Origin of the sequence: Hymenobacter elongatus, assembly GCF_004745955.1 — a bacterium.
Taxonomy (GTDB): Bacteria; Bacteroidota; Bacteroidia; order Cytophagales; family Hymenobacteraceae; genus Hymenobacter; species Hymenobacter elongatus.
On sequence record NZ_SRLD01000001.1, the window covers coordinates 115,781 to 135,447 of the forward strand.

The 19,667-nt window shown below is 60.5% G+C and carries 19 protein-coding genes; 8 read left to right on the plus strand and 11 right to left on the minus strand.

Annotated elements, in window-relative coordinates:
- Nucleotides 1-30: 30 nt before the first annotated feature.
- From trhO to E5J99_RS00515, 7 genes are all read right to left on the minus strand, one after another.
- Nucleotides 31-984 (minus strand): oxygen-dependent tRNA uridine(34) hydroxylase TrhO, encoded by a 954-nt coding sequence (gene trhO, locus E5J99_RS00485; RefSeq protein WP_135495755.1) that lies wholly within the window; start codon nt 982-984, stop codon nt 31-33.
- Between the two features lie 107 nt (nt 985-1,091).
- A complete protein-coding gene (locus tag E5J99_RS00490) occupies nt 1,092-1,724 on the minus strand; it encodes a NeuD/PglB/VioB family sugar acetyltransferase (protein ID WP_135495756.1) in 633 nt (210 codons plus the stop codon).
- 95 nt (nt 1,725-1,819) lie between these two features.
- Nucleotides 1,820-3,085 carry a hypothetical protein gene (locus E5J99_RS00495; protein WP_135495757.1) on the minus strand — a complete coding sequence of 422 codons (1,266 nt, stop codon included), beginning with the start codon at nt 3,083-3,085 and terminating at the stop codon, nt 1,820-1,822.
- Entirely contained in the window at nt 3,082-4,386 is a 1,305-nt protein-coding gene (locus tag E5J99_RS00500) for a DUF2851 family protein (RefSeq protein ID WP_167851910.1), read from the minus strand. The genes E5J99_RS00495 and E5J99_RS00500 overlap by 4 nt, the downstream gene beginning before the upstream one ends.
- A 285-nt stretch (nt 4,387-4,671) precedes the next feature.
- The gene (locus tag E5J99_RS00505; RefSeq protein ID WP_135495759.1) at nt 4,672-5,316 is read right to left on the minus strand and encodes a LolA family protein; all 645 of its coding nucleotides are present in this window, start codon (nt 5,314-5,316) and stop codon (nt 4,672-4,674) included.
- A 115-nt stretch (nt 5,317-5,431) separates the two neighbouring features.
- The gene (locus E5J99_RS00510; RefSeq protein ID WP_135495760.1) at nt 5,432-8,356 is read right to left on the minus strand and encodes an FtsK/SpoIIIE family DNA translocase; all 2,925 of its coding nucleotides are present in this window, start codon (nt 8,354-8,356) and stop codon (nt 5,432-5,434) included.
- Between the two features lie 75 nt (nt 8,357-8,431).
- A complete protein-coding gene (locus tag E5J99_RS00515; RefSeq protein WP_135495761.1) occupies nt 8,432-10,156 on the minus strand; it encodes a DUF6044 family protein in 1,725 nt (574 codons plus the stop codon).
- A 138-nt stretch (nt 10,157-10,294) separates the two neighbouring features.
- Here E5J99_RS00515 and E5J99_RS00520 point away from each other — a divergent pair, with 138 nt between their 5' ends.
- Complete coding sequence (locus E5J99_RS00520) at nt 10,295-10,732, plus strand: hypothetical protein (protein WP_135495762.1); 438 nt, start codon at nt 10,295-10,297, stop codon at nt 10,730-10,732.
- Between the two features lie 61 nt (nt 10,733-10,793).
- Here E5J99_RS00520 and xerD read toward each other — a convergent pair whose 3' ends face one another.
- Both xerD and E5J99_RS00530 read right to left on the minus strand, forming a co-directional pair.
- Nucleotides 10,794-11,696 (minus strand): site-specific tyrosine recombinase XerD, encoded by a 903-nt coding sequence (gene xerD / locus E5J99_RS00525; RefSeq protein WP_135495763.1) that lies wholly within the window; start codon nt 11,694-11,696, stop codon nt 10,794-10,796.
- Between the two features lie 14 nt (nt 11,697-11,710).
- The gene (locus E5J99_RS00530) at nt 11,711-12,256 is read right to left on the minus strand and encodes a hypothetical protein (protein WP_135495764.1); all 546 of its coding nucleotides are present in this window, start codon (nt 12,254-12,256) and stop codon (nt 11,711-11,713) included.
- A 171-nt stretch (nt 12,257-12,427) separates the two neighbouring features.
- Between E5J99_RS00530 and aroQ the strand changes: the two genes are divergently transcribed.
- The 7 genes from aroQ (at nt 12,428) to E5J99_RS00565 (ending at nt 18,013) form a co-directional block, all read left to right on the plus strand.
- Entirely contained in the window at nt 12,428-12,874 is a 447-nt protein-coding gene (gene aroQ, locus E5J99_RS00535; RefSeq protein WP_135495765.1) for a type II 3-dehydroquinate dehydratase, read from the plus strand.
- A gap of 151 nt (nt 12,875-13,025) precedes the next feature.
- Complete coding sequence (locus E5J99_RS00540; protein WP_135495766.1) at nt 13,026-14,090, plus strand: aminotransferase class V-fold PLP-dependent enzyme; 1,065 nt, start codon at nt 13,026-13,028, stop codon at nt 14,088-14,090.
- A gap of 109 nt (nt 14,091-14,199) precedes the next feature.
- On the plus strand, nt 14,200-14,760 hold the full coding sequence (locus tag E5J99_RS00545) for a MarC family protein (protein ID WP_135495767.1): 561 nt from the start codon (nt 14,200-14,202) through the stop codon (nt 14,758-14,760).
- Nucleotides 14,761-14,899: 139 nt separating this feature from the next.
- Nucleotides 14,900-15,364, plus strand: a complete 465-nt coding sequence (gene rnhA / locus E5J99_RS00550; protein WP_210114387.1) for a ribonuclease HI — start codon at nt 14,900-14,902, stop codon at nt 15,362-15,364.
- Nucleotides 15,361-16,473, plus strand: a complete 1,113-nt coding sequence (locus E5J99_RS00555) for an acyltransferase family protein (RefSeq protein WP_135495769.1) — start codon at nt 15,361-15,363, stop codon at nt 16,471-16,473. Before rnhA ends, E5J99_RS00555 begins: the two co-directional genes overlap by 4 nt.
- Nucleotides 16,474-16,525: 52 nt before the next feature.
- Nucleotides 16,526-17,245: a hypothetical protein gene (locus E5J99_RS00560; protein WP_135495770.1), complete on the plus strand. Its 720-nt coding sequence runs from the start codon at nt 16,526-16,528 to the stop codon at nt 17,243-17,245.
- 45 nt (nt 17,246-17,290) lie between these two features.
- Complete coding sequence (locus E5J99_RS00565; RefSeq protein ID WP_245318651.1) at nt 17,291-18,013, plus strand: tRNA1(Val) (adenine(37)-N6)-methyltransferase; 723 nt, start codon at nt 17,291-17,293, stop codon at nt 18,011-18,013.
- Nucleotides 18,014-18,025: 12 nt separating this feature from the next.
- On the opposite strand, the gene E5J99_RS00570 is transcribed toward E5J99_RS00565, so the two are convergent.
- Together E5J99_RS00570 and E5J99_RS00575 are read right to left on the minus strand one after the other, a co-directional pair.
- Nucleotides 18,026-18,739 (minus strand): ATP-binding cassette domain-containing protein, encoded by a 714-nt coding sequence (locus tag E5J99_RS00570; RefSeq protein ID WP_135495771.1) that lies wholly within the window; start codon nt 18,737-18,739, stop codon nt 18,026-18,028.
- Entirely contained in the window at nt 18,732-19,640 is a 909-nt protein-coding gene (locus E5J99_RS00575; RefSeq protein WP_210114388.1) for a hypothetical protein, read from the minus strand. Before E5J99_RS00575 ends, E5J99_RS00570 begins: the two co-directional genes overlap by 8 nt.
- Nucleotides 19,641-19,667: the final 27 nt, after the last annotated feature.

The window sequence follows — 19,667 nt, forward strand, 5'->3', positions numbered from 1 at the left end:
GATGCGCCGCAGCATGAATTTTAGGGGGAATTACGCGCTTGGTGGTCGGTACGACAGCAGGCCCTGCTCGGGATTGTAATGGTTGCTGAGCTTAGGATACGTGCCGGTACCATCATACGCCCGTTTTTCCGGGTGTTCGTGGCAGACCGGAGAACAGGCTCCGGCGAGCTGGTGGCTACAGGATTCGCACAGGGCCACGTGGGCATTGCAGTGCGGGTTGGCGCAGTTAATCATGCGGTCGGAAGGCGTGCTGCAGTGGTGGCACTGGCTGATAACGCTCGGGTTGACCCGATTTACGTCGACCGTCACGCGGTTGTCGAACACGTAGCACTTGCCGTCGAAATCTTCCCCGCCGGCTTCGATGCCGTATTTTATAATACCGCCGTGCAGCTGGTACACGTTTTCAAACCCTTGCTCGAGCAGGTAAGCACTGGCTTTTTCGCACTTCACGCCGCCCGTGCAATACGTCAGAATCTTCTTGTCCTTGAACTCCTTCAGTTTTTCGAGCCGCTCGGGAAAGTCCCGAAAGTTCTCCATATCGAGCGTCACGGCATTTTTGAAGCGGCCTACATTGTACTCATAGTCGGAGCGCACGTCCACGACGACGACATCGTCGCGGTCCTTGAGCTCCTTGAATTCCTGAGGCGACAGATGCTGACCGGTCTTTTCGTGGGGCCGCACATGGTGCAGGCTGCTGTGCACGATTTCGGGCTTCACCCGCACATGCAGCTTCTGGAAAGTATGCGCCGGAGCTTCGTCTACTTTGAATTCGAGGGCGGCAAAGCGTGGATCAGCTTTTACCAACTGCATATATTCATCACAGTCAGCCGCGAGGCCCGATACGGTTCCGTTCAGGCCCTCCTGCGCGACAATGACACGCCCAAGCAGCCGCAGCCGCAGGCACAGGCGGTGGTGCTCGTCGCGGAATGCTTCCGGGTCGGAGATGGGCGAGTAGCAGTAGTAGAGTAGAACGCGGTAATCCATCTTTCTTTCAAGTAAGAATCAAGAAGTAGTACATAAGAATTGAAACTGGCCGATTTGCGCGGTGCTGGTTGTCTGCCAAGTATTCATTCCTACTTGTTAGTTCTCAATTAAACCTTAACAGCGGGGTTGCCAAACACCGTCTGGTTGGCGGGCACGTCGGCCACGACTACCGAGCCGGCACCCACGCGGGCCTTGGCTCCTATTTTGACGCCGGCCACCACAATGGCTCCGGAACCGATGAAAGCCTGCTCCTCCACTTTAGCGCCCGAGTTGATGATGGCTCCGGCCCCGATCTGCACGTAGTCGGCTAGCTCGGCCCCTACTTCCACCACGGCGTTGGCCCCAATTAGGCAGCCGTTGCCCAGCTTGGCGTTGCTGGCCACTACCGCGCCAGCACTCACCAGATTGCCGTGGCCCAGCCAGGCGTGTTCGGCCACGCTGGCCCGGGCATGAATAGCATTGACGGGCACAGCCTCGTATTCTTCGCGCAGCATGTTGGTGAGGCTGCGGCGGCTGGCAGTGTCTTCGGTAGCCACGAATACCTCGCACTTCTTACCCAGCAGCTTCAGCAGCTGCTTATCGTCGGTGCTGCCCATCACGGGCACGGTATTCAGCTCCGAGTTCTGCAGCTTGGCATCGTCGTCGAGCAGGCAATAGACGACTACATCATTGCTGGTAAAGGCATCAAGAGCCGTGGTGCCGAGGCTTTGCGCCCCCAGAATAATGACAGGATTTTCCATGAGACAAGTAAGAGCCCGAGGGCTGTGGGGCTGTTAACCAAACCGCAAAGATACAACGACCAGGGAGCCGCAGCAAGCCACCAGCAACCCCAGCGCTACAAACTAAGGTGCCGCAGCCAGCGGGCCGCCACCGGGTTTTGCAAGGCTAGCCACAGCAGGTAAGGCAGCATCACGGAGCGGTAGCGGTTGAGGGTTCCCAGATTAGGCGTACTCAGGCCCAGCAAAGCCGCCAGCGCCAGGCAGTAGAAGCCCAGCACGAGCACCAGGGCGAAAGGCACCTGCCCCGGCTGGCCGCGCGCCACAGCCACGGCCCCACCAACCAGCACCAGCACCAGCAGGATATTTTCCAGCCCGGCCGCCACGTACATCGGAGACAATTCTTCCCACGGCATAGGCCGCACCACGGTGCTTACGATGGCCTTGGGGGTATTTCGCAGGATACTTTCTGCGGTGGGAGCCAAATCGGCATACTCAATGTGGGGCCGGAGCCGGGAGCCCTCGCGCAGGTCAGCGTAGGTACGAATCAGTTGGCCGGTAAACTTATTGAACCGAAAAACCGGACTAATTTCCTGCACGACAGATACCCCGGCTATAAGTAAGGCAGCAAATAAAACCACCTGTAGCCAGCGGCGCCGGGCCCCGCCCAACTGCTGCACCAAGCGGATAAGAGCTAAGCCGCCAATAGCGGCAAAAAGCATAACGGCGAAGAAAAAGCGCATTTTGAAGTGCAGAAATGCCAGCAGCAGCGCTCCTACCACGGTGCCCACCCGGGGAATCTCGGAGCCGTAGAGCCAGCGAATGACCAAGGCGAACAGCCAGGCCCCGCTACCCAGCAAGAGGCATTCTTTGGTCAGGCCGGCGGTCCAATAAACGACCGTAGGCCATAGCAGAAAGGCGACGACTGCGGCTCCCTGGGGCGTTTGCGGAAGCGCCCGGGCTACGGCCGTAGCCAGCTCCCAGGCCCCTATAAACCCGAACAGCGTCACATACAACGCATTCAGCAGCAAGCTACCCAACGAGGCCAGATTCAGTACCGAAAGGACTTTGATGATAAAGAAGGTGTTGGAGTAGCCATGGAAAGTCAGCTCCTGATGCTTGTGCCAGAAAGCATCGCCCGCCAGCGTTAGCAGCCACCGGCCAGGAATATCCCACAGCTGAGAAGTCAGCGCCACCGACCAGCGCTGAAAGTAGTCCGCGTCGTCGCTGAGCAGCAGGCAGCCCACCACGCCGGCTACCATCTTCAACCCCAGCAACGGCAGCAGCAGACGGCCCAGGGGAGAACTATGGTACTGACGGCGGCCCCAGGCCAGCGCCAGCGCCAGCAGCAGCAGATTTAACCCAACGGCGACGACAATTTTCACCGCACCACCAGATTTTGCTGCAAAATGCGGCTGCCAATAGCACAGCGCACACAATGCCGGGGCTGGCAATACGCCCGGCTTAAAGACAGCAGGCCCTGCGAGTCGGCGGCGGAACGGTGGGCAAAGCCTACTGCTTCGTACTGGTCGGTCAGGTAGTTGTGTTCGGCGGGCAACTGCTCCAGAAGGGCCACGGCAGATTCGATAAGCTCGGGTTGGCCCACGTAGCGCGCATAAGCGACGCGCAGGGGCACCACGACGTTGGCAATCAGCAAATGTACGCTGCCGCGACCAAGCGCGGGCACCTTTCCCGGCCGCCCCGGCTGATAATGCTGCCGCCAATAGTCGGAAACGGGCGCGGCGAAGAACTGCTCCAGCACCTGCACGCTGCCGGCCGTGAGCAGGGCATTGAAGAGCACGGGCCGGGCATGCAGTACCGCCGCCAGCTGCGCCAGCCGCACCGTCGGGAAGTTGGCGGGCCGGAGCCGCAGAAAATTCCATTCGTGCGCGGGCAGCGCCGTGGCCGCCAGCTGGTATTTGTGCCGCAAAAACTCGTATTCCCGCCGTAGCTCCTGGATATAGTCGTCAGTGGCCGTGGCTTCGGTTTCGGCCAGAAACCCGGCCTGCCCGAACACCAGCGCTTCCAGCGGGCGCACCTCGTGGCGGTGCCGGCGCACGACGGCCAGCGGCAGGGCTTTGGCCAGCCGGGCCAGCGGCTCACTGTTTTTCTTGAACCCAAAGCCCGCCGCCAGCGCATGGTAGGCCGTGGCCTCCCAGTCATCGCCAAGCTGCGCGTGCACAGCGGTCATAGCGTCGGCTTTCTGCTCCACCCGTTCCAGCAGTGCCCGTTCTACCATCATTGTGCGGGTGATGACGGGCACCTGACTCAGCAGCGCGGCGCAGGGCAACGTAGCCGAAGCAGCCGGCAGCTCCACTAAGTTCCGGTAGGAGTTGACCAGCGACAGGGCAATACGCGGCGCCAAAGCCAGCGTCGGAATACCGGAGCCGTTGGTGCGCTGAATTGCTTGGTCGGCGGTGTAGACAACGTGCAGAATTACCTGGTCATATTTCTTATCGGTCTGGTGCTGGTGGCGCAGCCAGTCGGAGGCCCGCAGGTGAATTTCGACCGCGCCGTTCCACTCTACCTCACCAATCTGGAGGCGGGCATTCAGGAAATCGGGGCCGGCATCGGCGTTGCGGTGGCCGGGCTTGAGCACAGTTATCAGCTCACCGGTTTCCGTGCGCAGGTCGTTTTTGTCGAAATACTGGTGCTGCCAGACATAGTGGAGGAATTCCTCTTTCATAGCGGATTCGTAGGATACAGTAGGACAGGCAACAATCAGAGCATCATGCCTGATCTGGTGTGCGTGCAGCCTGGGCATCTTGCAGGCTGGCATTGCCAAACTAGAGTGTCATTTTAAGCAGCCTCTGCTGACCAGAAACCGCTATTTAGGGAAAGTACTCATTCCCCGGACATCTCCTGCAGGCTTCCCCTGAACCTGCACCATAAAATATACCCCAAACGCAAACCGGCCCGCCCCTGCACGAAGCAGAAGCGGGCCGGACATTTCGGCAGACAGAGCTGGTAGTTAGCGCAAGTCAATCACTTTGACACCTTTATACTTGGCTTTGTCGAAGTTGAAGCTCATGGCGTCCAGCGGCGGATTGGGCTGGAACTTGCGGATGGTGTAGGTGTAGCGGTTGCCGTTCTTCTTAAACATCTTCCAGCTTTTCACCGACTTATCCACCTTACTAACCGTCAAACGCACCTTGAACACCGGATTATCCTTGTTGTCAGGCGACAGCTCGATGACGTCGCACGCTTCCCCGGCCTCTTTGGTTTCCTGGATGTAGGCGTATTTATAACCCTTTTTGTAGAGCGTAAAAATCTGGGTCGGCGAAACCTCCTGCTCCTCGGGGTCAAAATCCGAGATGTTCACCTCGTTTTCGGCCTTCATGTAGGTCCACATGGTCTGGCCGTTGTTGATGACTTCCTGACCGTTGAGCTTGAGGCGGAATTTCTGGCCGCTCACGGTAATATCACCGCTTAGATTCTCTTTTACCTTGGCCGCGTCGTTTTCCAGAGTCTGGGTAAAATTGGCTTTAAAGCCTTTCAGTGCCTGGTATTTGGCACTCATCTGATCCAGAATCTTGCCCGCTTTGGGGTCCTGCTGAGCCGAGGCTGCGTGTACCAGCGTAACCGAGAAGGCGAGCAGGGCGAATACTTTTTTCATTAGGGGAGGGTGGTGTCTTGCTTGAGGGAAGTTAGACGCGAATAGCGGAATTAGGTTTAAGCAGCTCTGCGGAATCATAACCGCGAGGATGCAGCTTTTGTCACACCAGCGCGCACTAACTTTTGGGGAGGCTATTCAACAACTGTTCCAAACTGTATTCATCCGGAATTAACACCTCCCGGGCCTTGCTTCCTTCGAAGGGCCCCACGATGCCGGCATGCTCCAGCTGATCGATGAGGCGGCCAGCACGGTTGTAGCCCAGCTTTAGGCGGCGCTGCAGCAGCGAGGTACTTCCCTGCTGATGGGTCACAATCACGCGGGCGGCTTCCTCAAACATACTGTCGCGTGAGGCGGCGTCGAAGTCTTCCGCGTCGCCGCTGCCGCCGCCGCTCTCCCCTACCACTTCCGGCAGCAGATACGCATCCGGATAGCCTTGCTGCTCACCGATGTAGTCGCAGAGGCGGTCTACTTCGGGCGTGTCGATAAAGGCGCACTGCACCCGGATAATGTCGGAGCCCTGCGAAATCAGCATGTCGCCCTGGCCCACGAGCTGGTCGGCTCCGCCAGCGTCAAGAATCGTGCGCGAGTCAATCTTGGAAGTCACCTTGAAGGAAATCCGGCACGGGAAGTTGGCCTTGATGATACCGGTAATCACGTTGACCGAAGGGCGCTGGGTGGCCACAATCAAGTGAATACCAATGGCCCGGGCCAGCTGGGCGAGACGCGCAATCGGGGTTTCGACTTCCTTGCCGGCCGTCATCATCAGGTCGGCCAGCTCGTCAATTACTAACACGATGAAGGGCATGAAGCGGTGGCCCTTCTTGGGGTTCAGGCGGCGCTCAACGAACTTACGGTTGTACTCCTTCAGATTGCGGCAGCCCGCATCCTTCAGCAAATCGTAGCGCTTGTCCATTTCCATGCACAGCGAGTTGAGCGTATTCACCACCTTTTTAGTATCGGTGATAATGGCTTCCTCGGTATCGGGCAGCTTGGCCAGGAAGTGGCGCTCAATCTTGTTGAAGATGCTCAATTCAACCTTTTTGGGGTCAACGAGCACAAATTTGAGCTGGGCCGGGTGGCGCTTATAGAGCAGCGAAGCCAGAATTACGTTCAGGCCCACCGACTTGCCCTGGCCCGTAGCACCCGCCATGAGCAGGTGGGGCATCTTGGCCAGATCAACTACAAAAACCTCGTTGGTGATGGTGCGGCCGAAGGCAATGGGCAAGTCCATTTCGGTGTTGGCAAACTTCTCGGTGGCGAAAACCGACCGGATGCTCACCATCTCCTTCTTGGTATTGGGCACTTCAATACCGATAGTGCCCTTGCCCGGAATCGGGGCAATGATGCGGATGCCCAACGCGGCCAGGCTCAGGGCAATATCATCTTCCAGACTCTTGATTTTAGAAATACGCACCCCAGCATCGGGCACGATTTCGTAGAGGGTAACCGTGGGCCCGATGGTCGCTTTAATGCTGGCGATATTGATGCCATAGTGCCCCAGCGTCTCCACGATGCGGTCTTTGTTGGCTTCCAACTCTTCTTTGCTGACCTGGGCTTTGGCCACGCCGTAGTCGTTGAGTAGCTCCAGTGTGGGATATTGGTAGCGCGAGAGGTCCAGCGTGGGGTCGTAGTTGACGGCGGGCATGGTTTCCGCATCCTCGTCGTCGTCGGCAATGGCGGCCATATCGGCCCCGGCGGCGGGGTCCAGCTCACCGGGCTTGCTCTGGATCTGCAACGCGGGCACGGCTGTTTCGCGCGGGGCGGGCAAGGGCAGTGTGGCCGGCAGCGGCGCATCATCGTTGGCCAGGTCAGCCATCGATAAGGGCGTAGGAATAGAAGAAGGAGCCATGGACAGGGGCTCCGGGTCGGTGGGCGTTTCAAAGGAGAAGCTCGGACCTTTAGCGGTGCCGCTGGCGGCCGCGCCAGCGGCGGCTACGGTAGCCGAAGCGCTGGCCAGGCCAGCGGCCGCCGGGGCCACCGTAAGCGCCACGGCAGCCGGCGCAGCCCCGAATGCGGGAACCGGCGTGTTGATCGGGCCCGCGGTGACTATGGCGGGCTCCGGCTCGTCATCGTATTCCGGCTCGGTTTCTACTGGCTCGGACTGGGCAGCGGCCACGCCAGGGGTGGCAACCGGGCCGGTGCGGCGCAACGTCATGGCTGGAGCGGGCTCCTCTTCTTCCTCGTCAAACGACGTTTCCGGAGCGGCGGCATACGAGCCACGCTCGTATGCGTTGGCTTGACGACCAGCAACAGGCGCTTCTTCTGGCTCTTCTAGCTCGCTGCGGCGCAGGTTCAGGCTAGTAACGTTGAAGAAATACACCACGAAGGATATCAGCAGGAAGGCCAGCAGCAGCACCGTGCCCCAGCCGATGAGACTATCGAGCCACAGGGCGGCTTCGTAGCCCACGCCACCGCTCAGAAAATCGAGGCTGTGCGCCATGCCGGGGTCGGCATCGGGTGCCTCCAGCGACAGCACCACATAGCCCAGCAGCATGCTCAGCCAGACCATCGAAAACAGGCACAGGGCCAGCACGTAGCTCAGCGAAACCTCGGCACGCCGGAACACGATTTTGTAGCCCAGAAAGAAGACAATGGGAATTACGGCGAAAGCCGCTACGCCGAAGCCTTTGTAAATCAGCAGCTGCGCCACCATGGCCCCCACAAGACCGAGCCAGTTGCCGGATTCCTGACCGGCTTCCTTCACGGGCGTCGTGCTGAGGCCCTCCACTACGCTCTGGTCGGCGTGCCCGGTGAACAGGAACGACACGAAGGCAATGGTGAGGTAGATAGAGCTGAGCAGGAAAAAGAACCCCAGAAACAGCTGAAAGCGCCGGTCGCGCAGGAAGCCAAACACATTGCCCAGCTTGATAGACGGCAGTTTCACGGCCCGGCCCGGAATTTTGGGGGCTGCTTTGGGCGCACTGCGACGCGGCTCGGCGGCCGGCTCAGCGGCCGCACGCGACGGATTGCGCGCCGGCCGGGGCTCATTGCCACGGCCCGGAGCGACGGGAGTAGTTTGCTTGTATGTATTCTTTGCCATTATCCCGCTCTAAAAGGCCAAATCTAGGGAATTTCAGCGGTTGTATGCCTCGCTACGGCCGGACGCGTGCGTTTGCTAGAGCTGCACTTCGTAAAGATACAGGTGCCAGTACGCGTTCCTAGCCGAAAACTCCTGGCGCAAGGCCAATCCGCTACGGGCCGGGCGAACCAGCCGCGCCGCCGACAGCACGTAGCGTCCGCCCAACTGCCGGAAGGCCACCGCATCGAAGGCAAAATCCTCCACGAACCGCGCTGGAAACGCGCCCACCCGAAAATTCTTGCCCAGCTCTGCCGAAAACAGGTAGCACCGATTGCCCCAGGCGTCGAAATAGGACCGTAGCAGCGGGCTTTTGGCCAGCTCGCCGGCAATCAGAGGGCGGAAGGCTTTCTTGTAAGCCAGCGGGTAGTTGTTCTGGTAGCTGTCGAGCGTGTAGAAACCGTTGAGCTGCGCGATGCCAGGCGGAAACCCCAGGCAAGCCAGCCGGGAGCCAGCAATTGGCTGGCCACTGAGCCGCTGCACCGCCACGCCGACTTGCGCAAACAGCGCCGGAGCCACGTAGGCCTGGTAATTGGGTTCCGTAGCCTTTGGGCGGCCCACCAGCTCCCGCATCGTATTGAGCCACTCCGTATTCATGCCCAGGCCAATGAGCAGCTGCAAGGCCACCAGCGCCAGGCGCAGCTTTTTCTGCGGCAACACCTGCAGGCTCAGGGCCAGCACCACAAACCAGAGCAAAGGCGTCAGGAAATGAAACCGGCTCAGGTTGAAGGTGCGCAGCGCCGGAATCGAATCCTGCACCAGCGTCAGCAGCTGCGGATAGAAGCCGCAAAACAGCGCCAGCCCGGCCAGCGCAAGGAGCAGCACCCCCACCTCGCGCCGCCAGCGGTTGCGCGGCCCGTAGGCCAGAGCGGCACCTGCTGCCAGCAGCGCGGCCCCATGAAAGAAGCGGCTGGCGTGATATTGCCCCATAAAGAAATACTGCGCCGACGCTTTCAGACCGGCCATCGTTCCCTGCGGCCCCAGCTGGCTCAGGTCAAACTCCAGGCGGTGCGCCACGAACTGCCTGGCTACCAGCAAGGAATAGAACAGCGGGTATTCGACCACCAGATATACGCCCAGCAGCACCGCCACGCCGCCCACCACGGGCCACGACCAGCGGCGGCCCCGCGCCACATCCCACAGCAGTAGTGTGCCCAATGCCACGGCCACAAACGGCCCCACAAACACGAACATCGACCAGAGGGGAAATGCCGCAATCAGCAGCCAGTCGGGCCAGCGGCCGGCCCCGCGCCGTAAGTTCAGGAAGGCATGCAGCAGCCAGGGCTGGCCCAGAAGGGTGAGCCCATACATGGAATACACCGGCAGCACAGCCCACGCCAAGGCCAGCCCGGCGGCCAGCCGCCGTTCGGAGCGGGCCGGCAGCAGGTGGCGGCGCAGCAGCGCATACATGCCCAAGAGCCCCAGCAGCCGCACCAGCGCCTGTTGCAGCAGATAGGCCGGCAACGGCTCCAGCAGCCCAAACAGCAGAACGGTGCCGCTCAGGCCGGGACGCAGGGCATTGCGCGGCAGCCCATTCATGATGGGGGCCACCACGGTTGTGGCGCGGTAGTCGAGGGCCACGTGGTGGCGGGTGAGCAGGTAGGGAATGGTCAGCTCCACGTCGAGGTTATCGTCGATGGTGACGTAGCTGTGCTCCCGCAGCAGGGCAAACGGCAGCAGAAACAACAGCAGGCCCAGCAGCGCCCAGCCCAACGGACCCGGTAAACGACGAAAAGGATTCGGTGTAGGTGTAGGCGTAGGCATGAGCAGGAAAGGCAGGCCGCAAAAATAGGGGCTGGCTTCTCCCCTCGCGCACCAAACTTTTTTTGGCAACTCCTGTATTTACAAAAGACTATACTTGTTCTAGGGCAAGTACAGCTGCTTGCCCTAGAAATTCAGCGCATGGCCAAGGCTCACGTTTCGCTTACTTCCAGCACCCAAGAGGTGTACTGCGTCGCGCAGTATGAGCCCGCCCGGCAGTGGTTTCGGATTAGCTGGAGCGGCTTCGTCATCAACGATAATGGCGTGACGGGTGCCACGGCGTATCTGGAGCTGTTGCAGGGCATCAACTGCGCACTGCTGCTCAACGACAACAGCCGCGTAACCGGCCCCTGGTTCGACTCCGTCGACTGGCTTCAGCGCATTTGGGCACCACAGGCCGTAGCACTGGGCCTGCGCTACGTGGCTCATGTGCTGCCGGCCAACGATTTCCCCTCGGTGCTACCCGACCCCGACGCCTTCGCCGACCAGTTTGAGCTGCAGATTTTCAGCACCGTAGCCGACGCCGAGCAGTGGCTGGATGCCTGCCACAATTCGCTGCAACAGAACCTCGTAGCCTAGCTGCACTTTATAAAAGCTGGCGATTTCACTCTGGCTTCCGCCCCCTTGTGCGGTGACCCGGCTAACTGCGCGGGTGAAACTCGGTGATAACCTGGCGCAGATAGTCCCGGTCGAGGTGGGTGTAGATTTCAGTGGTGGTGATGCTTTCGTGGCCCAGCATTTCCTGCACGGCCCGCAGGTCGGCCCCGCCTTCGATGAGGTGGGTGGCAAAGCTGTGGCGAAACGTGTGCGGACTTACCGTTTTCTGCACCCCGGCCTTCTCGACCACATCTTTGATGATATTGAAAATCATGACGCGGGACAGATGGGCACCGCGCCGGTTCAGAAACACGAAATCTTCGTGGCCGGGCTGAATATCGAGGTGGCAGCGCACCCCGCTCAGGTAGAAGCCAATGTGCTTCAGCGCGTCGCGGCCAATAGGTACCAGACGCTCCTTGTTGCCCTTGCCCGTCACGCGCACAAAGCCCTGATCGACGTAGAGGTTCGACAGGCGCAGATCGGTCAGCTCCGACACGCGCAGGCCCGAGGAGTAGAGCGTTTCCAGGATGGCGCGGTTGCGGGTGCCTTCGTTGGTGCTCATATCCACGGCTTCCAGCACCAGCGTTACTTCCTCGTAGCTGAGCGTATCGGGCAGCTTGCGACCGGTTTTGGGCGCCTCCAGCGTATCGGTGGGGTCGAGCGTGAGCAGGTCCTCCATAATCAGGAAGCTGTAGAAGGCCTTGATGCCCGACAGCGTGCGGGCCTGCGAGGTGGCGCTCATGCCCAGCTCGCCGAGCCAGGCCAGAAAGTCGCGCAGCAGGCGGGTGGTCACCTGCGTGGGGCGGGCGGGCAGCTTCGAGAGTTCCAGGTACTGGCGCAGCTTGCCGATGTCGCGCACGTAGGCTTCGACGGAGTTGGGCGACAGGGATTTTTCGAGCTGGAGGTAGCCCTCAAACTGCTTGATACTGACAGACCAGGTGGACATTAGCAGAAGGCTGGTTATTTGGCGCGGGCGTCGAAGCGGCCATCTTTCACCCTGATGGTCTTCCCATTGAGCGAAGTAGCCGTAAAGGTGAACGTGCCCGCCACGATGGTAAAATACGTGGTGCTGTTGTTAATAGTAGAGGAACCCTGGCCAACTTTGGTAATCGTAATACTGCCCGACGAGGCCGTATACGCCTCTTTCATGTCGCCGTAGGTTGCCTTGAACCCGCTGCCCACAGCATAAGTACCGGGTTGAATAACGGGCTGGGTGAGGTCAAAGTCAAACCGCGTTTGGAAATTGTCGTCCTCTTGCTCGGCCGAGAGCCGGAAGCTGGTAGTACTGTAGGTGGCCTCCATTTTATCGTCCAGCAAGTGGTCGGTGTAGGGTGTCCAAACTTTATCATCGACCAAACAGCCGAAGGTTTGCTTGCCTTCCTGAGTAGCTTCGGGCAGCTTTATGGCAACCAATTCTTCGGCTTTCTTGCAGCCGGCCCCACCGAGCAGCACCGCCGCCCACAATACCCCAATAAGCCGATAACACATCTGTGGCTGTTTTTTCATAGTACCGCAAGATAGCCCACATACCTGCAGCTTGGCGCCAGCGGCGCACAAAACCCACGAATAGTCCGCTGGTATGCTCCTAAATTGGTTGTGTAATCAGCTTTTCCTGCTGCTTTTTCCCACCTTCGCCGGCCCATTATCCCGCCAACTCTCTTTCGTCTGCCCTGCCACATGCACATTCTGATCCTCAACGGCCCCAACCTCAACCTGCTCGGCCGCCGCGAGCCGGGCATCTACGGCACTCGCTCCTTCGACGACTACTTGCCCGAGCTGCGCGCCGCCTTCCCGGATTTTACGCTGGAGTATTTTCAGTCGAACCACGAAGGAGAGCTGCTCGACAAAATTCACGAGGTGGGCTTCACCTACTACGGCATCGTGTTCAATGCCGGAGCCTACACCCACACCAGCATTGCCCTGGCCGACGCGCTGGCCGCCATCAACACGCCCGTGGTGGAAGTGCACCTATCGAACGTAGCGGCCCGGGAAGAATTTCGGCACAAAAGCCTGATTGGCCGGCACTGCATTGGCAGCATCAGCGGTTTCAAGCTGGATAGCTACCGCTTGGCCCTGCACTACTTCGAAGGCCTGAAGCCCAAGCGCGTCGGCTTCAAGCGGTAGCCTGCAGCCGACGCGAGATGATAAGGTAGCAGGCTGCCGCTTGAAGCCGACGCGCTTGGGCTTCAGGCCCGAGCCGACGTTACCGCGCGTCGGCTGGCCTTCCTGCTCTCTCCTTTCCTACCTTTGCAGCTTCCCTAGCCTCTTTCCACCTATGTATACATTCAATCCTGGCCCGGCGCAGGTGTATCCGGAGCTGCGCGGCTACCTGCAAGATGCCTTCGACGAGGGCTGGCTCTCGGTGCCCCACCGCGGCGAGCGGTTCACGGGCCTGATGCGCCAGACGGTAGCCGACCTGAAAACCAAGCTCAATATCCCGCAGGACTACACGGTCTACTTTCTGAGCTCAGCCACCGAGTGCTGGGAAGTGCTGGCCCAGAGCCTGACACCGAACAAGAGTTTTCACCTGTATAGCGGCGCTTTCGGCGAGAAATGGTTCGAGTATGCCAAAGCGTTGCGCCCGGCCAGCACCAGCCAGCACTTTGGCCTCAACGAGCTGCCGGAAGTGTACACGCTGCCCGTGCCCGCCGATGACACCGACCTGGTCTGCATCACCCAGAACGAAACCTCCAATGCCACGCAGCTGCGCGACGGCTTCATTCTGAACCTTTACAACCGGCTCGGCAACGCCCTGCTGGCCGTAGATGCCACTTCGTCGCTGGGCGGCATTCAGCTCAAATACATCAAGGCCGATATCTGGTTCGGGTCGGTGCAGAAGTGCTTCGGCCTGCCCGCTGGCCTGGGCCTGATGGTGCTGTCGCCGAGAGCCGTGGCGCGCTTCCGCCAGATCAATGAGCGCAGCCATTACAATAGCCTGGTGAGCCAGTACGAAAAGATGCTCAACTTCCAGACCACGCACACGCCCAACGTGCTCGGCATTTATCTACTGAGCCGCGTGCTGCAGGACCGGGAGCCCATCAAGGCCGTGCACCAGCACCTGCTCGACCGCGCCACCAAGCTCTACGACTACTTCGACCAGGCCACCCAGCTCACGCCGCTGGTGCAAAACGCCGAAACCCGCTCCACCACCGTTATCGGCCTGCAGGGTCCGCCGGCGCTGATTGACGAGGTGAAGCGCCGCGCCCTGGCCCAGGGCCTGCAGCTGGGCAACGGCTACGGCACCTGGAAGGCCAGCTCGCTGCGCATCGCTAACTTCCCGGCCATTCCCGACGCGGCCTACGAGCAGCTGGTCCAGTTTTTTGCCCGCGAGTTTGCCTAGCAGCCCGCTGGTGAGCGAGTAACCTATGCTGCGATTCGAGCTGCGGTCTGCCGAACCACTACCCCGCCTGGCGCATCAAGTTGCCGCTTCCACCGTTTCAGCATGTCCCATGTTCAGCCTCAAAGAAATATTTTCGGTTACGCTCACGCTGTTTGCCGTGATTGATATTCTGGGCTCTATCCCGATTATCATTCAGATCCGGCAGCGCGAGGGGAAGATTCACTCCGAAAAAGCCACGCTGGTGGCCGGGATGCTGATGGTGGTGTTTCTGTTTCTGGGCCAGAGCATTCTGAGTTTGTTCGGCGTCGATTACCAGTCGTTTGCCTTGGCGGGTGCCGTTATCATCTTCCTCATCGGCATGGAAATGGTGCTGGGCGTGGAGCTGTTTAAGCACAACCCGGTGGCCGCCAGCGGCTCCATTGTGCCGCTGGCTTTCCCACTCATCGTGGGGGCCGGCACCATGACCACGCTGCTGTCGTTGCGGGCCGCCTACTCGCTGCCCAACGTGCTGGTGGGCATTGGCCTGAACCTGGTGTTCGTATTCATGGTGCTGAAAAGCAGCGCCTGGATTGAGCGCAAGCTGGGCAAAGCCGGCGAAGACATTCTGCGCCGCGTGTTTGGCGTGATCTTGCTGGCCATTGCCATCAAGCTGTTTAAAAGCAATTTCTAATATTTAATCGTCTGTCATGCCGAGCTTGCCGAAGCATCTCTACCGCACTAGTATTTGATTACTAATGCCCACGAAATACTTCGATTGCGCGGGCACTAGAGCAAGCATGACGCTCCTTTCTCCCTTTCTCCTTTCTCCCTTGATTCAGCTTTTTACCGACGGCTCCTCGCGCGGCAACCCCGGCCCCGGCGGCTACGGCGCTATTTTGCGCTACGGCCCCCACGAAAAGGAAATTTCCCAGGGCTTCCGCCTCACCACCAACAACCGCATGGAGCTGCTGGCCGTGATAGTGGGTCTGGAGGCCGTGACGCGCCCCGAAATCCCGGTCCTGGTCACCACCGACTCGAAATACGTGGTCGATGCGGTGGAGAAGAAATGGGTGTTCGGCTGGGTGACTAAGCCCGATTTCGGCAAGAAAGCCAACGAGGACCTCTGGCGGCGATTTCTGAAAATATACCGGCAGCGCACGGTGCAGTTTCGCTGGGTGCGGGGTCACAACGGCCACGCCGAAAACGAGCGGTGCGACCAGCTGGCCGTCTACAGCGCCCTGAACGGCCCGCTGCTGACCGATGAAGGCTACGAGGCCGCCATGGGGCGCGCATGAAACCCACCGCCTATTTCCCCGCCCTCACGGGTTTGCGGGCCGTAGCCGCCTACTGCGTGTTTCTATTTCACTTTCCGCCCCTCGAAGCCACCGGCTCGGAAACGGCGCGGGTGCTGCACGCCGCGTTTCGGGAAGGGCATATCGGCGTTTCCCTGTTCTTTACCCTCAGCGGCTTTCTGATTTGCCAGCGCTACTACCAGCAGTGCTTCACGCGGCAGCAGCTGGTAGCCTACGCCGTGCGGCGCTGGGCCCGGATTTATCCGGTGTTTCTGCTCGTGACCACCATCACGTTTTTCGTGAGCAAGCTCTATGTGGCCGAAAACGCCCTGGAGCTATACGTGGCCAACAGTACGCTGCTCAAAGGCTTTTCGGAGCGGCTGGCTTTCACGGGCATTGTGCAGACGTGGTCGTTGACGGTGGAGGAATGCTTTTATCTGCTGGCGCCGCTGCTGTTTTGGCTGGGTCGCCGCTTCTCGCCCCGCGTGTGGATTGGGGTGGTGGCGGGCTTATTGGCGCTGGGTTGGGCCGGGTATTGCCTGGTGCCGGGGCAACCACTCAGCTTCCAGGCGGGTCATTTTATGCTCGTGGCCACCATTTTCGGGCGCAGCGCGGAGTTTGTGATTGGGGCGGCATTTGCCTTAGCCGTGCGCCCGCGCTCTGGCGGCCGGGCCACGCTGGCCGGCGGCGGGTTGCTGCTGCTGGTCGTGGGGCTGCTCACGGCTATTCAGCTGTATACCGGCAAAGTCAGTATCGACACGCTGCCGGGCGTAGCGGCGAACCACTTGCTGCTGCCGGCAGCTACGGGGCTGCTGCTGGTTGGCCTCACCACGGAAGCCAGCGGGCTACAGCGGTTTCTGAGCACTTCCTCGTTGCAGGTGCTGGGCAAAGCCTCCTATTGCTTCTATCTGATTCACATGGGCATCTGGCACGATTGGCTGACTACCTGGCTGCCCACGGATTTGCCCGCCATGTTGCGCTACAGCGGTATTTTCTCGCTTACCGTGGCCGCTTCCATCGGGCTGTATTATCTGGTTGAAAAGCCCTTGCACCAGCTTATTCTGCGCAAAACGGGCCTTGTCGCTGCCACCCGGCAGCCTGTTCTCTCCTGATGGCCTGCTGCTGCGGTGCCGAGTAGCGGGCTTTTCGTATACTGTCTCCACTATGAAGTATCTTCTTTCGCCGGCGCTGCTGGCCGTATTCGGGTTGGCGGCGTGCCAGCAACAGTTAGAGGCCTCCACACCGGCCCAGGGCCAGCGCATGCCTGTGCAGCGGGCCACAGTGGCGTGCAGCTGCCCGGCCGAAGTACCGATGGCCACCACCGAGCCCGATAGTGTATTCGTGTTTTCTGCCGGCCCGGCGCTGTCGGTGTGTGGCTACAAGGAAACCCGCAAGCGGCAGGAGTTTTTCTCCGAGTTTGCCGTTTCCACCTGCCAGCCCCGCAAAGTCCTGAAGTACTGGGATATCCGGGAGCGGTGCCGCCTGGTTTTCCGCAACGACACGCTGACGGTAGAATCCTTAAAGAACCTGCCGGCGGGCAAAAACTTTACCTATGAGTTCGTCCGCTTCCGCATCGACCAGTTCTACACCGCTCAGGGCCAAGTGCGGCACCAGTCGTTTCTGAACAGGAACCTGCGCCCTTACACGCCGGAAGAAATAGCGCGCGTGAAGCAGGACTACGAAAAAGCTCCGGCGCTGAAAGCAGAAAAGAGCATAGAGCTGGCCAACCGCCTGCTGCTCAGCGCCCTCAGCGGCGACCAGCAGGCGGCCGTTTATTTCCGGCAATTCCCGGGCAAGTTTCCCCTGCCAAGCGCTTACGAAGAAGAATACGCCGACCTGCAGCGCATGCTCCGCGACTGGAACCGGCAGGCCGCTCCCCGCTAAGCCAGGCCCGCTCCTATTCCCGATTTCTACTCGTTCCGCTGCGTATTGGCTACTTCTTATTTCCGCTTCAAGCAGTTTACCATCGAGCAGGACCACTGCGCCATGAAGGTGTGTACCGATGCCTGCGTGCTCGGAGCCGCCGCCGAGCTGGCCGCTGCCACCCGCATTCTGGACGTTGGCACCGGCACCGGTCTGCTCGCCCTGATGGCGGCCCAGCGCAACGCCACGGCCCACATGGAGGCGGTGGAGCTCGAACCCCAGGCAGCGGCCCAGGCGGCAGCCAACGCCGCCCGCAGCCCCTGGGCCGACCGGGTGCGGATACATGCGCTAAGCCTAGCCGCGTTTGCTGCCACAGCGCCCGCACCCTTCGACCATATTCTCTGCAATCCGCCCTTCTTCCGCCATTCCCTTCGCTCGCCCGACGCGGCCCGCACCACCGCCCGCCATGCCGCCCCCGATACACTCTCCTTCGGCGAGCTGGCCGCGTTTGCCGCTACGTTTCTGACTCCCGACGGGCAGCTCACGGTGCTGCTGCCGCCCCCGGAAATGCAGCATTTTGAGCGAGAAGCCTCCCTGGCCGGCTTGTTTGTCGCGTCCCGCCTGATTTTGTGCCACCGCCCTGGCAGCAAGCCGCTACGCCACGTCACCCGCTTCAGCCGCGCAGCCACTGCGGCCCTATCCCAACCTCTACCCATTCACGAAGAGGCGAGTGAGGCGTATTCCGCGCCGTTCCGGGACTTGCTGCGGGACTTTTATCTGGCTTTCTAATAGTAGGCTGGCTTAACTCCGACTTACCGCCGCTGGCAGCAGTTCGGCTACCTGTGCCAGCTTACCCTGGTAGAGTGAATCGAGCAAGTCGGTAGCCAGGGTAGCAAACTCGGTAGCCTGGTAGTGGCGCTGCACCGTACCGCCGGCCAGCAGCGTGATTTCGTCGCAGGTTTCCGTGAGCGTACCTAGTAAGTGGGACGTCAGCAGAATACCGCGCCCCTGCCCGCGCAGGCGCAGCAGAATTTCCTTCAGCAGCAGGTTGGTGCCCATATCGAGGCCATTAAAGGGCTCATCCAGGATGAGGTAGCGAAAATCCTGCACCAGCAGGGCCAGCAAGGCCAGCTTCTTTTTCATGCCCGCCGAATACTCGTCGGCGTACTGATCGAGCGGTAGCTCCAGGAGCGTGTTCCAGGCCGTGAAATCGACCAGCGGGCGGTGGCGGGCCTGCAGGCAAAACTCCAGGTATTCGCGGCCGGTCAGGCGCGGGTAGTAGTAGGGTTCGTAGGGCAGCACGCCCGTATGTTCCCGAATGGCTAGGCCGGTCGTTTCCGTAATCTGGCCGGTGTAGTCCGTCAGCAGCCCGTAGAGGCAATGCAGCAGCGTGGTTTTGCCGGCTCCATTGGCTCCCACCAGCCCGTGAATTGTGCCCGGCCGCAGCTCCAGATTCACTGCTCTTAGCACCTGATGGGCCCCAAAAGCCTTCCCTACTCCCCGAATGCTAAGCATGCCAGTATATTTTTATCTGTTGGTGGCTTTTCCAGATCAAACCCAGGAAAACCGCTACGCTGATGGGGGCATACGCCGCGTTGAGCAGCGGCAACACTGCCACCAGCACGACGCCGCCCTGCGTAAGCCGCACGAGCGTGGGCTGCGGATAAAACGCGTATTTGGCCATTACACCCATCAAAATCACCAATATCCCCCATACCAGCAGGCCCACGCCCCCGGCCCAGCCAGCGGAACCCGCAACGACCAGCGCGAAAAATGGGGCCGCCGTCAGCAGGTACAGCCCCACGGCCAGGCCCAGCTTGCGCCACCGGAAACGCGCCGCGCCGCGCCCGTAAATCGTCACCATCGGCAGCGGCTCGGGAGTGGCGTAGCAGGCAGTTATAAACAGGCTCCAGCCGCCCAGCACCACGGCGGGCACTACCGTGGTGTGCTGCCACAGTGCCCCGGTCAAACCCGCGCTCCATAGCCCCCAGGCCCCCGTTTGCCGGAAGCCACTTACCCATTCGAAGGCTTCGCTGCGGAACACGCTCCGGCGCTGGCGCACAGCCGTAGCAGGCTGCCACAGCGGCACATACGGCACCAGAGCAGTAGCGCCCACCATTGCCAGCGCCGCCGCGAAGTGCCCGAGCCCGAGCAGCATACCCCAGAAAGGCAACAGCCACAAAACGTATTCCACGGACAGCCATTGCCGGAACTCTGGCGAGGCAGTCTGCAAAAAGACCAGATCGGCGCGCTGCCGGTGCCCCGACCAGCACACGAGGGCCCCGGCTACCGGCCACGCCCACTGTAGCGTGGGCCGCGCCAGAAGCAGCTCCAGCACCTTGCCCATTGCCACTACCGCCAGCGCGCCCAGCAGCAACAGCCGCAGCCACCCTACCTCGGCCAGTAAACGGCCCACTACTTTTCGTCGCAACAGTAAATATGC

Excerpts from the sequence above, each read along its gene's own strand:
- E5J99_RS00520 (WP_135495762.1), top strand. The coding sequence starts at position 10,295 with ATGGCCAAGGCTCACGTTTCGCTTACTTCCAGCACCCAAGAGGTGTAC.
- E5J99_RS00555 (WP_135495769.1), top strand. The coding sequence starts at position 15,361 with ATGAAACCCACCGCCTATTTCCCCGCCCTCACGGGTTTGCGGGCCGTA.
- aroQ (WP_135495765.1), top strand. The coding sequence starts at position 12,428 with ATGCACATTCTGATCCTCAACGGCCCCAACCTCAACCTGCTCGGCCGC.
- E5J99_RS00545 (WP_135495767.1), top strand. The coding sequence starts at position 14,200 with ATGTTCAGCCTCAAAGAAATATTTTCGGTTACGCTCACGCTGTTTGCC.
- E5J99_RS00530 (WP_135495764.1), bottom strand. The coding sequence starts at position 12,256 with ATGAAAAAACAGCCACAGATGTGTTATCGGCTTATTGGGGTATTGTGG.
- E5J99_RS00500 (WP_167851910.1), bottom strand. The coding sequence starts at position 4,386 with ATGAAAGAGGAATTCCTCCACTATGTCTGGCAGCACCAGTATTTCGAC.
- E5J99_RS00510 (WP_135495760.1), bottom strand. The coding sequence starts at position 8,356 with ATGGCAAAGAATACATACAAGCAAACTACTCCCGTCGCTCCGGGCCGT.
- trhO (WP_135495755.1), bottom strand. The coding sequence starts at position 984 with ATGGATTACCGCGTTCTACTCTACTACTGCTACTCGCCCATCTCCGAC.
- E5J99_RS00490 (WP_135495756.1), bottom strand. The coding sequence starts at position 1,724 with ATGGAAAATCCTGTCATTATTCTGGGGGCGCAAAGCCTCGGCACCACG.
- xerD (WP_135495763.1), bottom strand. The coding sequence starts at position 11,696 with ATGTCCACCTGGTCTGTCAGTATCAAGCAGTTTGAGGGCTACCTCCAG.
- E5J99_RS00540 (WP_135495766.1), top strand. The coding sequence starts at position 13,026 with ATGTATACATTCAATCCTGGCCCGGCGCAGGTGTATCCGGAGCTGCGC.
- E5J99_RS00570 (WP_135495771.1), bottom strand. The coding sequence starts at position 18,739 with ATGCTTAGCATTCGGGGAGTAGGGAAGGCTTTTGGGGCCCATCAGGTG.
- E5J99_RS00505 (WP_135495759.1), bottom strand. The coding sequence starts at position 5,316 with ATGAAAAAAGTATTCGCCCTGCTCGCCTTCTCGGTTACGCTGGTACAC.
- E5J99_RS00515 (WP_135495761.1), bottom strand. The coding sequence starts at position 10,156 with ATGCCTACGCCTACACCTACACCGAATCCTTTTCGTCGTTTACCGGGT.
- E5J99_RS00560 (WP_135495770.1), top strand. The coding sequence starts at position 16,526 with ATGAAGTATCTTCTTTCGCCGGCGCTGCTGGCCGTATTCGGGTTGGCG.